The sequence below is a fragment of the Nocardiopsis protaetiae genome (assembly GCF_045446735.1).
In the GTDB taxonomy this organism is placed as follows: Bacteria; Actinomycetota; Actinomycetes; order Streptosporangiales; family Streptosporangiaceae; genus Nocardiopsis; species Nocardiopsis protaetiae.
The window spans coordinates 14,974-28,438 of the sequence record NZ_JBJJBV010000074.1; the positions used below are offsets into that span (position 1 = coordinate 14,974).

11 protein-coding genes are annotated in these 13,465 nt (G+C 74.4%); 4 read left to right on the plus strand and 7 right to left on the minus strand.

Going from position 1 to position 13,465, the window contains the following annotated elements; all coding sequences use genetic code 11:
- Window positions 1–58 precede the first annotated feature (58 nt).
- The 5 genes from ACJOT3_RS13750 to ACJOT3_RS13770 form a co-directional block, all read right to left on the minus strand.
- A complete protein-coding gene (locus ACJOT3_RS13750) occupies window positions 59–841 on the minus strand; it encodes an ABC transporter ATP-binding protein (RefSeq protein WP_406972620.1) in 783 nt (260 codons plus the stop codon).
- On the minus strand, window positions 838–1,917 hold the full coding sequence (locus ACJOT3_RS13755; RefSeq protein WP_406972622.1) for a FecCD family ABC transporter permease: 1,080 nt from the start codon (window positions 1,915–1,917) through the stop codon (window positions 838–840). The genes ACJOT3_RS13750 and ACJOT3_RS13755 overlap by 4 nt, the downstream gene beginning before the upstream one ends.
- Window positions 1,914–2,879, minus strand: coding sequence for a FecCD family ABC transporter permease (locus ACJOT3_RS13760; protein WP_406972640.1), 966 nt, complete (start codon window positions 2,877–2,879; stop codon window positions 1,914–1,916). Before ACJOT3_RS13760 ends, ACJOT3_RS13755 begins: the two co-directional genes overlap by 4 nt.
- A gap of 71 nt (window positions 2,880–2,950) precedes the next feature.
- Window positions 2,951–3,979 carry an iron-siderophore ABC transporter substrate-binding protein gene (locus ACJOT3_RS13765; protein ID WP_406972624.1) on the minus strand — a complete coding sequence of 343 codons (1,029 nt, stop codon included), beginning with the start codon at window positions 3,977–3,979 and terminating at the stop codon, window positions 2,951–2,953.
- Between the two features lie 211 nt (window positions 3,980–4,190).
- Entirely contained in the window at window positions 4,191–5,885 is a 1,695-nt protein-coding gene (locus ACJOT3_RS13770; RefSeq protein ID WP_406972626.1) for an alpha-glucosidase, read from the minus strand.
- 162 nt (window positions 5,886–6,047) lie between these two features.
- On the opposite strand from ACJOT3_RS13770, the gene ACJOT3_RS13775 reads away from it, so the two are divergent.
- Together ACJOT3_RS13775 and ACJOT3_RS13780 are read left to right on the plus strand one after the other, a co-directional pair.
- Window positions 6,048–7,289: an MFS transporter gene (locus tag ACJOT3_RS13775; protein ID WP_406972628.1), complete on the plus strand. Its 1,242-nt coding sequence runs from the start codon at window positions 6,048–6,050 to the stop codon at window positions 7,287–7,289.
- Between the two features lie 71 nt (window positions 7,290–7,360).
- Window positions 7,361–8,197, plus strand: coding sequence for a cyclase family protein (locus ACJOT3_RS13780; protein ID WP_406972630.1), 837 nt, complete (start codon window positions 7,361–7,363; stop codon window positions 8,195–8,197).
- Window positions 8,198–8,217: 20 nt separating this feature from the next.
- Here the strand turns inward: ACJOT3_RS13780 and ACJOT3_RS13785 are convergent, their stop codons facing one another.
- Both ACJOT3_RS13785 and clpX read right to left on the minus strand, forming a co-directional pair.
- Window positions 8,218–9,426: a PP2C family protein-serine/threonine phosphatase gene (locus ACJOT3_RS13785; RefSeq protein WP_406972632.1), complete on the minus strand. Its 1,209-nt coding sequence runs from the start codon at window positions 9,424–9,426 to the stop codon at window positions 8,218–8,220.
- 97 nt (window positions 9,427–9,523) lie between these two features.
- On the minus strand, window positions 9,524–10,801 hold the full coding sequence (gene clpX, locus ACJOT3_RS13790) for an ATP-dependent Clp protease ATP-binding subunit ClpX (RefSeq protein ID WP_406972634.1): 1,278 nt from the start codon (window positions 10,799–10,801) through the stop codon (window positions 9,524–9,526).
- Between the two features lie 248 nt (window positions 10,802–11,049).
- Here clpX and ACJOT3_RS13795 point away from each other — a divergent pair, with 248 nt between their 5' ends.
- Window positions 11,050–12,159 carry an ATP-binding protein gene (locus ACJOT3_RS13795; RefSeq protein WP_406972636.1) on the plus strand — a complete coding sequence of 370 codons (1,110 nt, stop codon included), beginning with the start codon at window positions 11,050–11,052 and terminating at the stop codon, window positions 12,157–12,159.
- The gene (locus ACJOT3_RS13800; RefSeq protein WP_406972638.1) at window positions 12,156–13,433 is read left to right on the plus strand and encodes a vWA domain-containing protein; all 1,278 of its coding nucleotides are present in this window, start codon (window positions 12,156–12,158) and stop codon (window positions 13,431–13,433) included. Before ACJOT3_RS13795 ends, ACJOT3_RS13800 begins: the two co-directional genes overlap by 4 nt.
- Window positions 13,434–13,465: the final 32 nt, after the last annotated feature.

Genomic DNA, 13,465 nt, shown 5'->3' on the forward strand with positions numbered 1-13,465 from the left:
GAAGGCGGCATCCGGATGGGGCGGGGTCGGAGTGGGCTCGGTGTCCGGGTGGGGGCGGTCAGGTGCGTTCGTGGGGGATGACGAGGGGGGTGCGGGTGCGCGGGTCGGGGACGACGTCGCAGGGCAGTCCGAACACCTGCTGCACGCGGTCGGCCGTGATGACCTCGTCGGGGGCGCCGTCGGCGACCACGGCGCCCCGGTCCATGAGAACCAGGCGGGTGGCGAATCGTGCCGCCTGGGCCAGGTCGTGCAGCACCGCGACGACGGTGCGGCCGTGGCGGTGCAGGTCGGCGAACAGCTCCAGCAGGTCGTACTGGTGGGCGATGTCCAGGTAGGTGGTCGGCTCGTCGAGCAGCAGCACCCCGGTGTCCTGGGCCAGGACCATCGCCACCCACGCCCGCTGGCGCTGGCCGCCCGACAGCGACCCCACCCGGGTGTCGGCCAGGTCGGTGAGCCCGGTCAGCCCCAGGGCGCGGTCGACGGCCTCGTCGTCGGCCGGGCTCCACTGGCGCAGCAGCGTGTGGTGCGGGAAGCGGCCGCGCGCGGCCAGCCCGCGCACCGTGATGCCCTCGGGGGCGGTGGGGCTCTGCGGCAGCATCGCCATCCGGCGGGCCACCGCCTTGGCGCGCTGGGCGCGGATGTCGGTGCCGTGCAGCAGCACCCGGCCCGAGAGCGGCTTGTTGATCCGCCCCAGGGCCTTGAGCAGGGTGGACTTGCCGCACCCGTTGGGGCCGACGATCACGGTGAACTCGCCGTCGGCGATGCTCAGGTCCAGGTCGCGCACGACCGGCTCGGCCCCGTACCCCAGGGTGAGGCCCTCCGCGGACAGTACCGGGCTCATAGGACTCCCTTTCGCCATTCGCGGATGAGCAGGTGGCCCAGGTAGACGCCGCCCAGGGCCATGGTGAACAGGCCGACGGGCAGGCCGTCGCCGATGGGCGACTGCTGGACGCCCAGGTCCGCGGCGGTCAGCAGGAGTGCGCCGGTGGTCGCGGACAGGGCCAGGTGGGGCCCGGTCGCCCCGGTGAGGCGGCGGGCGATCTGCGGGGCGGTCAGCGCCACGAAAGCGATCGGCCCGGCCACGGACACGGCGGCCGCCGACAGCACCACGGACAGGCCGATGGCCAGGGTGCGGGTGCGCGCGGCGGAGGCGCCCAGGGCGTCGGAGAGCTCGTCGCCCATCTCGTTGACGGCCACCGGCCCGGCCAGGTACGCCAGCAGCGGCACCGCGAGCAGGACCGCGCCCCAGATGGTGGCGGCGTGGCCCCAGTCGCGGGCGCCCAGGCTGCCGTTGACGTAGGCCGACAGCACGCTCGCCTGGTCGCGGGCCATGACCGACACCACGAAGTGGGTGAAGGCCTGGGCCATGGCGGCCACGCCGATCCCGGCGACGATGAGCCGCCCGGGGTGGCGCAGCCCGGTGCCGGTGGCGGCCGCCACGGCGGCCATGGCCAGGACCGCGCCGGCCAGCGCGCCCACCGGGACGGGGACGGCACCGGGCAGCAGCAGGGCGGCGCAGGCCGCCCCGGCCCCGGCGCCCGCGCCGAGCCCGATGACGTCGGGGCTGCCCAGCGGGTTGCGGGTGACCGACTGGAAGAGCGCCCCGGACAGGCCCAGGGCGGCGCCGACGCCCAGGGCGACGGCCAGCCGGGGTCCGCGCAGGCGCTCGAACACGAACGTCTCGGTGCCCTCTCCCCCGCCGGTGACCACGGCGGGGATCCGGGGCAGCGGGATGCCGAGCCGCCCCAGGGAGAGCGTGGCGGCGGCGACGGCGAGCACCGCGAGCAGCAGCAGCGCCCCCCACAGCAGGGAGCGCGGGTGGACGGGCAGCGCCACGGCCCGGCCCAGCCGCAGCACGGGGTCGCGGCGGGTGGGGGCCGGGGCCTGCGGGACGGGCCCGGTGAGGGTTCGGTTCATGAGGTCGTCCGCATCTTCCGGACCGCGTACAGCAGCACGGGCGCGCCGACGAACGCGGTGACCACGCCGACCATGAGCTCGATCGGCCGCACGACGGTGCGGCCGGCCACGTCGGCGAGCAGCAGCAGGACGGGGCCGACCAGCAGCGCGAAGGGCACCTGAAGGCGGAAGTCGACGCCGACCAGGGCCCGTACCACGTGCGGGACGGCCAGGCCGACGAACGCGATGGGCCCGGCCGCCGCGGTGGCCCCGGCGGCGAGCAGCACGCCCGCCACCAGTCCGGCCGAGCGGGTCCAGGCGGTGTTGGCGCCGGTGGCGGTGGCCGCCTCCTCCCCCAGGGCCAGGGCGTTGAGGCCGCCCATGGTGAGCACGGCGAGCAGCGCCCCGGCGCCGATGACGGGCAGCACCGCGGTGATGACATCGAACCCGCGCCCGGCCAGGGAGCCCACCACCCAGTAGCGGTAGCTGTCGAAGGTGTCGGGCATGCTCAGCGCGATCGCCTGGACGTAGGCCATGAGCACGGCGGAGACCACCGCCCCGGCCAGGACCAGGCGGACCAGGCCGGCGTCGCCGCCGCGGCTGCCGACGGCGTAGGCGGCAAGCCCGGCCACCAGGGCGCCGGGCAGCGCCCACCACACGGTCGCGGTGACGGAGGTGGGTCCGAACAGGGCGGTGGCGGTGACCACGGCGGCGGCCGCCCCGGCGTTGACGCCGAGGAGCCCGGGGTCGGCCAGGGGGTTGCGGGTGACGCCCTGCATGAGGGTGCCGGCCAGGGCCAGGGCGGCGCCGACCAGGACGCCCAGGACGGTGCGGGGGACGCGGCTGTGCACCACGGTGGTGATGTAGGGGTCGGCCCCGCCGGTGAGCACCCGCCACACCTCGGGGACCGGGGTGGGTTTGCCGCCCGCGACGAGGCTGAGCAGGATCGCCCCGGTCAGCGCGGCGGCGCCCGCACCGAGCATGAGCACGGTGCGGGCGGGGCCGGTCCGGGGCGGCGTCGTGCGTGTTCTCACAATCGCCTTACCGGTGCGGGTCAGTCGTCGAGGTTCGCGGCGGCCTCTTCGATGAGGGGCACGTAGCGCTCCAGCGCCCAGGGGACGGTGAGCGGGTTGATGATGGAGGAGCCGGTGACGAAGGGCTGGTCCTCGGGGGCGACGATGGAGCCGCGTTCGACGGCGGGGATGGCCTGGTAGAGGTCCTGGGCCTCGATCTCCTCGCGGTTCTCGGGGCTGCTGTAGAAGGTGAAGACCAGGTCGCTGTCGGCGAGCTTGTCGGCGTTCTCCAGGCCGATGACGGCGGAGTCGGTGCCCTCGGTCTCGGGGAAGGTCTCGACGACCGGGTCGACCTGCAGGCCCAGGCCGCGGACCATGGCGACGCGCTGCTCGTCGGGCAGGAAGACGCCGAGGGTGCCGGGGCCGGTGTTGTAGACGTAGGAGAAGGTCAGGTCCGCGAACTCGGGGTGGGCGGCGGCGGCCTCCGCGAACTGCGCCTCGATGCCGTCGATGAGTTCCCGTGCCTCGTCGGGCTTGCCCAGGGCCTGCCCGATGATCTCGATCTGCTGGTCCCAGTCGGTGCTCCAGGGCAGGTCGGGGTAGGCGACCGTGGGGGCGATGTCGGTGAGGACGTCGTACTGCTCCTGGGTGACGCCGGACCAGGGGGCGAGGATGACGTCGGGGTCCAGCTCGATGATGGCCTCGAAGTCGATGTCGTCGGCGCCGGCGAACTGGACGGGCAGTTCGGCCCCGGCCTCGGTGACGGCCTCGTGGACCCAGGGGAGGTAGCCGGTCTCGTCGCTGCCCCACTCGTAGCTCTCGACGCCGACGGGGACGGTGCCCAAGGCGATGGCGGTCTCGGAGGAGCCCTGGCCCAGGGTGACGATCCGCTCGGGCTGGGCGGGGATCTCGGCGGTGCCCAGGGCGCTCTCGATGCTGACGGGGAAGGTCCCGTCGGCCGGGCCCGCCGCGGGGGTCTCCTCCTCGGCGGGGTTCCCGCAGGCGGCCAGACCCAGGGTCAGCAGGGCCGCGATTCCGATGCCGCCGGCGCGGCGCAGGGTGGAGTCCATGTGCACAGGTGCTTTCTCGGTGGGGAGCGGCCGTGCCGCGGGCGGGCGGCCGCTGCGCACGGGTCGGGAGACCCGGGGGAGGCGCGAAGGGACGAAGCGGGATGACCCCGGCAAACGAAGGTTAGTCTAACCTCACTTCGCCCACATTTCAAAAAAGTTGAAACCGCCTCCGGAAGCGGCTCCCGCAGGTCACCGGCGCACCCCGCCGGGCTCAGCGGGACAGCAGCACACGCGACTCCCAGGGACGCAGCGGTGCGAACACCCCCTCCGGCGCCCCTTCCGGCACCGTGTGGGTGCCCAGCAGGAGCTCCGGCCCGGGCCCGGCGACGGCGGGGTCCGCGTCCACCGCCACCGTGTCCGCGCTCCAGTTGGCGAGCACCGTCAGCACCGCGCCGTCCAGCGTCCGGGTGTAGGCGAACAGGGCCGGGTGGTCGGGCAGCAGCGGGGCGTAGACGCCGTGCACGACCACCGGGAGCTCCTTGCGCAGCGCGATGAGCCGCCGGTAGTGGTGGAACACCGAGTCGGGGTCGGCCAGCGCCGCCTCGGCGTTGATCTCGGTGTGGTTCGGGTTGACCGCCAGCCACGGGGTGCCGGTGGTGAACCCGGCGTTCGGCGAGGCGTCCCACTGCATCGGGGTCCGCGCGTTGTCCCGGCTCATCCGGGCGATCCCCGCCATCACCGACTCCTCGTCGGCCCCGGCGGCCAGCGCGTGGCGGTGGTGGTTGAGGGTCTCCACGTCGCGGTACTCGGCGATGTCGGAGAAGCCGGCGTTGGTCATCCCCAGTTCCTCGCCCTGGTAGACGTACGGGGTTCCCTTCATCATGTGCAGCGTGGTGGCCAGGGTCTTGGCCGAGGCCACCCGGTACTTCCCGTCGTCGCCGAACCGGGACACCGCCCGGGGCTGGTCGTGGTTGTTCCAGTACAGGCTGTTCCACCCCCGGTCGGCCAGACCGAGCTGCCAGCGGCCCAGGGACTCCTTGAGGCGGCGCAGGTCCAGCGGCACCTGGTCGAACTTGCCGCCGGGACCGTGGTCGAGGTCGACGTGCTCGAACTGGAACACCATGGACACCTCGCCGTTCACCGGGTCGGTGTGCGCGGCGGCCTGCTCCACGTTCACCCCCGGCATCTCCCCCACCGTGAGCACGTCCCGCCCGGCGAACGCGGCGTCGCGCAGCTCGCCGAGGAACTCGTGCAGCCGGGGCCCGTTGATGGAGTACTCCGCGAACAGGCCGTACCCGCCTTCGGACAGCACCGGGCCGTCGGGCAGCTCCGGGACCTTGGACACGAAGTTGATGACGTCCATCCGGAACCCGTCGGCGCCCCGGTCCAGCCACCAGCGGGCGATGTCGTGCACCCGTGCCCGGACCCGGGGGTTCTCCCAGTTCAGGTCGGGCTGGCGGCGGGTGAACAGGTGCAGGTAGTACTCGCCGGTGGCGTCGTCGCGGGTCCAGGCGGGGCCGGAGAACACCGAGCCCCAGTTGTTGGGCGGGCCGCCCTCCCGGCCCGGGCGCCAGAAGTAGAAGTCGCGGTGGGCGGAGTCCCGGGAGGCCCGGGAGTCGGCGAACCAGGGGTGCTCGTCGCTGGTGTGGTTGACGACCAGGTCCATGATGAGCCGCATGCCGCGCTCGTGCAGGCCGTCACGCAGCCGGTCCCAGTCGGCCAGGGTCCCGAACCGGGGGTGGATGCCGAGGTAGTCGCTGATGTCGTAGCCGTTGTCGTCCCAGGGCGAGGGGTACACCGGCGACAGCCACACCACGTCCACCCCGAGGGTGTGCAGGTGGTCGAGCCGGTCGATGACGCCGGGCAGGTCGCCCACGCCGTCGCCGTCCCCGTCCTGGAAACTGCTCGGGTAGATCTGGTAGACGACCGAGGACTTCCACCAGGGGTCGCCGGGGGTCTGGGGCATCGGGTTCTCCGGAAGGGCTCGCAGGGGTCTTCGCCCCTGCTTCCTCCCCCGCCGCGCGCCCGGTCGAACCCCCGGCGTCCCGCGGGTCCGGCCCCCGCGCTCGCACCCGCGGTCTAGACCGGTAGGGTGACCGGCATCGTTCACGGCGGGAGGCACCGGAACATGGGGCGCGCTACGTCCGCCCGTCGCCGCGGCGACGGGCGGCGGCTGTGGTCACGGGACTTCGCGCTGTTCTTCGCTGCGCGGGCGGTGGCCAAGACCGGTGACGGCATGCTGCCGGTCGCGTTGGCCGCCGGGCTGCTCGCCCACGGGCACGGCGCCGGGGGCATCGGGGCGGCGATGGCGTCGTTCTCGGCGTGTTTCGTGGGCTTCGTCGTCTTCGGCGGGGTGCTGTCGGACCGGTGGGGCGCGCGCCGCCTGATGGTGCTGGCGGACCTGGCCCGGGTGTTCACCCAGGGCGCGGCGGCGGTGCTGTTCCTGACCGGGCACGTGGTGCTGTGGCAGATCTGTGTGATCGGCGCCGTCAACGGGATCGCCGCCGGGGCGTTCCAGCCCGGGGTCGCCTCGGTGGTGCCCCGGGTGGCCCGGGACGTGCAGGGCGCGAACGGGGTGCTGCGCACCGCCGAGGCGCTGGCGATGCTGGTGGGGCCCGCGGTGGCGGGGCTGCTGGTGGCGCTGGTGTCCGCGGCCGGGGTGTTCGCGGTGCACGCGGGCACCTACGCCGCGGGGGCGCTGTTGCTGGCGCTGATCCGGCTTCCGGGCGAGGTCCCGGAGCGGACCGGCCGCCGCCCCGGGTACCTGGCGGACCTGGCCGAGGGGTGGCGCGAGTTCCGTTCCCGGACCTGGATGTGGTCGGTGATCCTGCTGTGGATGGTGCTCATGGTGGTGATGTGGGGCCCGCAGGTCCCGCTGACCGCCGGGGAGATCGTCCCGGCGCACGGAGCCGGGGCCTACGGCCTGGTCAGCGCGGCTTTGGGCGGCGGCACCGCGCTGGGCGGGGTGGCGGCCCTGCGGATCCGCCCCCGGTTCCCGCTGCGGGCGGGCACGTACGCGCTCTTCGGTGCGGGGGCGTTCTCCGTCGCCGTGGGCCTGGGCCTGCCGGTGCCCGCGATGGCGGCGGGGGCGGCGCTGAGCGGCGCCGCCATGGGGTTCTGGGGCGTGATGTGGATGACCAGTGTGCAGACCCGGGTGCCCGGGCCGGTGCTGGGCCGTATCCACGCCTACGAGGTGGCGGGGTCCCTGGCGATGATGCCGGTCGGGCAGGCGCTGGCCGGTCCGGCCGCCGCCCTGCTGGGGCCGAACGCGGTGCTGGTGGGCGGCGGCGCCGCCACCGTCGCGGTGGGCCTGGCCCTGCTGGTGCTGCGGCCGGTGCGGGACCTGCCCGCGGCCGGCGGGGCCGGGTGAGGGCGCGCCGGCGCCGGTAGGGTGGCAGCGCCCGCGATCCGGGCGTACCGCGAGGGAGCGAGGGGTGGCGCATGTGTCTGCACGGAACGGGTGAGACCGTCCGGGCCCGGACCGCCGGAGAGGCCCGGGAGGCCGAGGCGGCCGGAACGGCCGGGACGGCCGAGGCCGGGAGCGGACGGCCCACCGCGGAGCGCTCCCCGTGGCCTCCGGGGTACCGGAACGTCGCCGACCTGAGCCACGTGATCACGCCGGACCTGCCCGGGTGGGACGACGAGAAGCCGCGGCGGGAGACGACCTCCGGGCCCGTCCCCGACGGCGGGTTCGGGTTCTACGTGCAGCGCTGGACGCTGAGCGAACACACCGGAACCCACCTGGACGCGCCCGGCCACGTGATCGGTGGGGGCCGCATGGTGCCCGACATCCGCCCCGAGGAGCTGGTGGCGCCCGCCGTGGTGATCGACATCTCCGCCCGGGCCGCGCGGGACCCCGACACCGCCGTGACCGTCGACGACGTGCTGGCGTTCGAGCGCTTGCACGGGGAGATCCCGCGCGGTGCCGCGGTGCTCATGCACTCGGGGTGGAGCGCCCGCTGGGAGCGGGGCGACGCGGCGGTGCGCGGCGTGGCCGGGGACGGGTCGTGGCACTTCCCCGGGTTCTCGGCCGAGGCGTGCGAGTTCCTCATCTCCCGGCGGGGGATCGTCGGCACCGGGGTGGACACGCTGAGCACCGACCCGGCCGTGTCCACGGCGTTCGAGGCCCACGAGGTGGTGGGCCGGGCCGACCGGTGGGGCCTGGAGGCTCTGCGGGGCCTGGACCGGCTGCCGCCCGTAGGCGCCCTGCTCACCGTCGGCGTGCTGCCGGGTGCGGACGCCTCCGGCGGGCCCAGCCGGGTCCTGGCCCTGTGGTGAGCCTGCGGTGAGCGGGCGGCTCACCCCTTGGGGGTCCGGCACACGTCGGGCCCTTCGGGCGTCCACTCCACCAGCATGATGGTGGCGTCGTCGGTGAAGCTGCCGCGCTGGTGGTCGTGGATGGAGTGGATGAGCCGCCGCAGTGTCTCGGGGGCGGGCTCCTCGGCGGAGGTGGCGCGGATGATGAAGTCGGCGAACCGCTCCAGGCCGAACATGTGCCCCTGCCCGTCGTGGGCCTCGGTCACCCCGTCGGTGTAGAGCAGGATCTGGTCGCCCGGGTCGAGCCGGACCTCGTGGACGGTGCGCGCGTCGGCGCCCGCGCCGACCCCGGCCAGCCCCAGGGGGAGTTCGGATTCGCGTTCCAGGGCGCCCGGGGACAGCCGCCCCTTGCGGATGAGCAGCGGGGCGGGGTGGGCGCAGTTGACCCAGGAGAACAGGCCGCTGCTCAGGTTCAGGGTGGCGAAGACCCCGGTGCAGAAGCGTTCGGGCAGCCAGGTGGTGAGCGCCTCCTCCACCTCGCCGGTGAGGGCGCGCAGCCCCGCCCCGTTGCGGCGGGCGCTGCGGGCGCCGGCCATGGCCACGGACGCGGTCAGGCCGGAGGCGAGGTCGTGGCCCATCGCGTCGAGGATGGCCACGTGCAGGACGTCCTTGGTGACGGAGTGGTCGAAGGCGTCGCCGCCCAGCTCGTAGGCGGGTTCCAGGACGGCGGTGGAGATGCCGCGGGCGGTGCCCAGGGTGCGGGGCGGCAGGAAGGCGCGCAGCATCTCGGTGCGCAGGTGCACCGGGCGGGTGCGGGTGTGGCGGGCGTAGGTGTCGCTGTAGGCGCGTTTGGACGTGATGACCAGGCCCAGCAGGGAGGCGAGGGTCTGGCAGCGGCGCAGGGTGGGCTCGTCCAGGAGGGGGGCGCACACGTGCAGGACGCCCATGCGGTCGACGCCGTCGCGCAACGGCAGCCACAGTTCGAGTCCGCCGTCGCCCTCGGCCAGGCGCAGGCTCTCGGAGCGGTAGGCGCCGCCCGCGGCGGTGCCGTCCACCGGCTGGGGTTCGCCCTCGGTGAGCGGGACCAGCAGGCGCTGCTGGATGTCGACCAGGTAGACGGTGATCCGGCTCAGGCCGATGGCGGCGGCGTAGGACTCGACCGCCTCCAGGACCTCCAGCGGCGCCCGGTCGTGCACGGACCGGACCAGCTCGTCGAACAGGTACTCGCCCTGCTCGTCCGTCGGCGTCATGGAACACCACCCCCTGGCGCCATCTCACACCACAAACGCGGCGAAAGGGGTGGTGGCGGGGCCGCGTGTCCCGGGTCCGGGAGAACGCGGCGAGGTGTCAGGCGGACTTCTTGCGGCGGGTCGGCTCCACCTGAGCCCGCGGCACGATCGTCGGATTCACATTGTCGATCACCGTCTCCCGCGAAATGATCACCCGACCCACATCCTCACGCGACGGCACCTCGTACATCACCGACAACAACACCTCCTCGATGATCGCCCGCAACCCCCGCGCACCCGTCCCCCGAATGATCCCCTGCTCCGCGATCGCCTCCAACGCGTCCGGCGTGAACTCCAACCCCACACCGTCCAACTCGAACAACCGCTGATACTGCTTCACCAACGCATTACGCGGCTCCGTCAAAATCCGGATCAAAGCCTCCCGATCCAGATCATGCACACTCGTGATCACCGGCAACCGCCCGATGAACTCCGGGATCATCCCGAACTTCAACAGATCCTCCGGCATCACCTCACCGAAACCCCCACCCGCCAGATCCTCCTTCGACCGCAGCACCGCGTTGAACCCCATCCCCTGCCGCCCCGTCCGCGACTCGATGATCTTGTCCAACCCCGCAAACGCCCCACCACAGATGAACAACACATTCGTCGTATCGATCTGGATGAACTCCTGATGCGGATGCTTACGCCCCCCCTGAGGAGGCACACTCGCCGTCGTCCCCTCCAAGATCTTCAACAACGCCTGCTGCACCCCCTCACCCGACACATCCCGCGTGATCGAGGGGTTCTCACTCTTCCGGGCGACCTTGTCCACCTCGTCGATGTAGATGATCCCCGTCTCGGCCTTCTTCACGTCGTAATCGGCCGCCTGGATCAACTTCAACAGGATGTTCTCCACATCCTCACCGACATACCCCGCCTCGGTCAGCGCCGTCGCATCCGCGATCGCGAAGGGCACGTTCAAAATCCGCGCCAACGTCTGCGCAAGAAGCGTCTTGCCCGACCCCGTCGGACCCAGCAGCAGGATGTTCGACTTCGCGATCTCCACATCCTCACCACCCGGGCGCTCCCCCTCCGAGCGCACCCGCTTGTAGTGGTTGTAGACCGCCACCGACAACGCCTTCTTCGCCTGCTCCTGCCCGATCACATACGAGTCCAGGAACTCATAGATCTCCCGCGGCTTGGGCAACGCATCCCAGGAGAGCTCGGTGGGGAGGACCGCGTCCTCTTCCTCCATGATCTCGTTGCACAGACCGACGCACTCATCGCAGATGCAGATGTGTCCGGGTCCCGCGATGAGCCTGCGGACCTCACTCTGGTCCTTGCCGCAGAACGAGCACTTGAGCAGGGGCCCGCCGGCACCGGTGCGTGTCACTGAACGTCTCCTCACGGGCTGGGGCGCCGGCCCCGTCGCAGGGGACGCCTCCGCCCTCCACGCTACCCCGGTTCGGAGACCGCGCAATCCAGGCGTCGGGGCCGTGAGCGGGGGCGCGGCCACCGGCGGGGAGCCGACAGGGAGTCAACCATGGTTGACTTTCCCGGAGAGTCAACCTAGGTTGACTCGTGTCGGCGCGGTCCTCCGCGGCCCCGCCGACGCACCCGCGACCGGCCCAGGAGGACCCTGTGAAGGACACCGCCCGCATCCGCACCGCGCTCGCCCTGGCCGTGCGCGCGAACCTACCGGTCCTGCTGTGGGGCGCCCCCGGCACCGGCAAGACCGCGTCCGTCCTGGCCCTGGGGCGCGAGCTCGACCTGCCCGTGGAGGTGGTCGTCGGGTCCGTCCGCGAACCCGGGGACTTCTCCGGCCTGCCCGTCGTGCACGAGGGCGGCACCCGGTTCGCCCCGCCCCGCTGGGCCGAACGGCTGGCCGCGGCCGGGCGGGGCCTGCTGTTCCTGGACGAGCTGACCACCGCCCCGCCCGCCGTACAGGCGGCGATGCTGCGCGTCCTGCTGGAGCGCACCGTCGGCGACCTCGTGCTGCCCGAGGGGGTGCGGATCGTGGCCGCCGCCAACCCGCCCGGGCTGGCCGCCGACGGCTGGGAGCTGTCGGCGCCGCTGGCCAACCGCCTGGTCCACCTGGACCGGGAGGTGTCGGCGGCCGACATCGCTCAGGGGTTCGCCCACGGATTCCCCGCCTCCGGCGCCGGGGACGCGGTGGCCCCGACCGCGGAGCAGGTCGCGGCGGCCCGCTCCGCGGTGGGGGCGTTCCTGCGGGTGCGCCCCGAACTGGTGCTCGCCGTGCCCGACGACCCCGCCCGGGCCGGCCGGGGCTGGCCCAGCCCGCGCAGCTGGGAGGCGGCCGCGGTGGCGCTGGCCGCCGGACGGGCCAACCCCGGCGCGCCGGAGGCGGAGGCGGCGGTGGCCGCCCTGGTGGTGGGCGCGGTGGGCGAGGCCGCCGGGTTCGAGGCGCTGTCGTGGCTGCGCACCCTGGACCTGCCCGCCCCCGAGGAACTGCTCGCCGACCCCGGCCTGCCGCTGCCGGACCGCGCCGACCGGCTGCACGCCCTGCTCGGCGCGCTGGTCGCCCACGTGGCGGCCGACGGCGGCGCCCCCGCCTGGGAGCGGGCCTGGGAGGTGATCGCCCGCGTCTCCCGGACGGTGCCCGACGTGGCGGCCGCGGCCGCGCGCGACCTGGCGGCCCGCCGGCCGACGGGGGCGACCCCGCCCGCGGCGCTGCTGGAACTGGCCCCGGTGCTGCGCGCGGCCGGACTGATGCCCGGGGAGGCGGCGTGAACGGCCACGCGGCGCAGGCGGTGGAACGGCTCGCGGCGGAACGGTTCGCGGCGGCCCGCCTGTGGGCGGCCGCGCGGGCGCCCTACCTGGCGCACGCCCTGTTCTCGCTCACGCCGGTCGTGCTGGAGCCGCGCCGGGACGAGGACACCGGGGAGCCCGTCCCCGACCCGGACTTCCGGGCCTTTCCGACCGACCCGGGCTGGCGGGTGCACATCGACCCCGGCACCGCGCTGGCCGTGCCGGTGGAGGAGTTCGGGTGGTGGCTGCTGCACGGGGTGGGACACCTGGTGCGCCGCCATGCCGACCGCGCCCCGGAGGGAGCAGCCGGGCCCGGCGATCCGGCGGCCCGCCGCTGGAACCGGGCGGCCGACGCCGAGGTCAACGACGACCTGGAGGCGGCCGGGCTGGAGTGCCCCGCCGGGGTGGTCTCGCCCCGGGCGCTGGGGCTGGCCCCGGGGCGGCTGGCCGAGGAATACCTGTCGGAGATCGAGGTCCTGGACGAGGCGCAGGCGCGCGGCGGCCGGTCGGTGGGCGACCTGGTGGACTGCGGCCGCTCCGCCGACGGCCTGGACCGGTCCTACGAACGCGCCGGGGGCGACGCCCTGTCCGAGGTGGAGCGCGCGGTGCTGGAGGCGGCGCTGGCCCGCGACATCGCCGCGCGGGCCGCGGCGCGCTCGGACGTCCCCGGCGGCTGGGAGCGATGGGCGCGGGAGCGGCTGCGGCCCGCGGTGGACTGGCGGGCCCGGCTGGGGGCGGTGCTGCGCCGCGGGGCGTACCGCGGCGCGGGGCGGGTGGACTTCACCTACCGCAGGCCCGCGCGCAGGCAGGGGCCGCCGGGACCGCACGGCCGGGTGCTGCTGCCCGCGATGGCCGCGCCCGCCCCCGAGGTGGCGGTCGTGGTGGACACCTCCGGCAGCGTCGACGACGGGGTGCTGCGCCTGCTGGTGGCCGAGGTCGCGGGGGTGCTGGAACGGGCCGGCGGCGCCGGGCGGCGGCTGCGGGTGATCTGCTGCGACCGGCACGCCCATCCCGTGCAGACGGTGCGCCGGGCGCAGGACCTGCGCCTGGTCGGCGGGGGCGGAACCGACCTGCGCGAGGGGATCGCCGCGGCCGCCGGCCTGTGTCCGGACCTGGTGCTGGTGCTCACCGACGGGGACACGCCGTGGCCGCAGGCGCCGCCCCGGATGCCGCTGGTCGTCGGCCTGGTGGCGGGCTCCGCGGCGCCGCGGCCGCCCGCGTGGGCACACGTGGTGCCGATCCCCGCCCGCCCGTGAACGCGGCGGCCACCCAGGGGCATCCGGTGGGC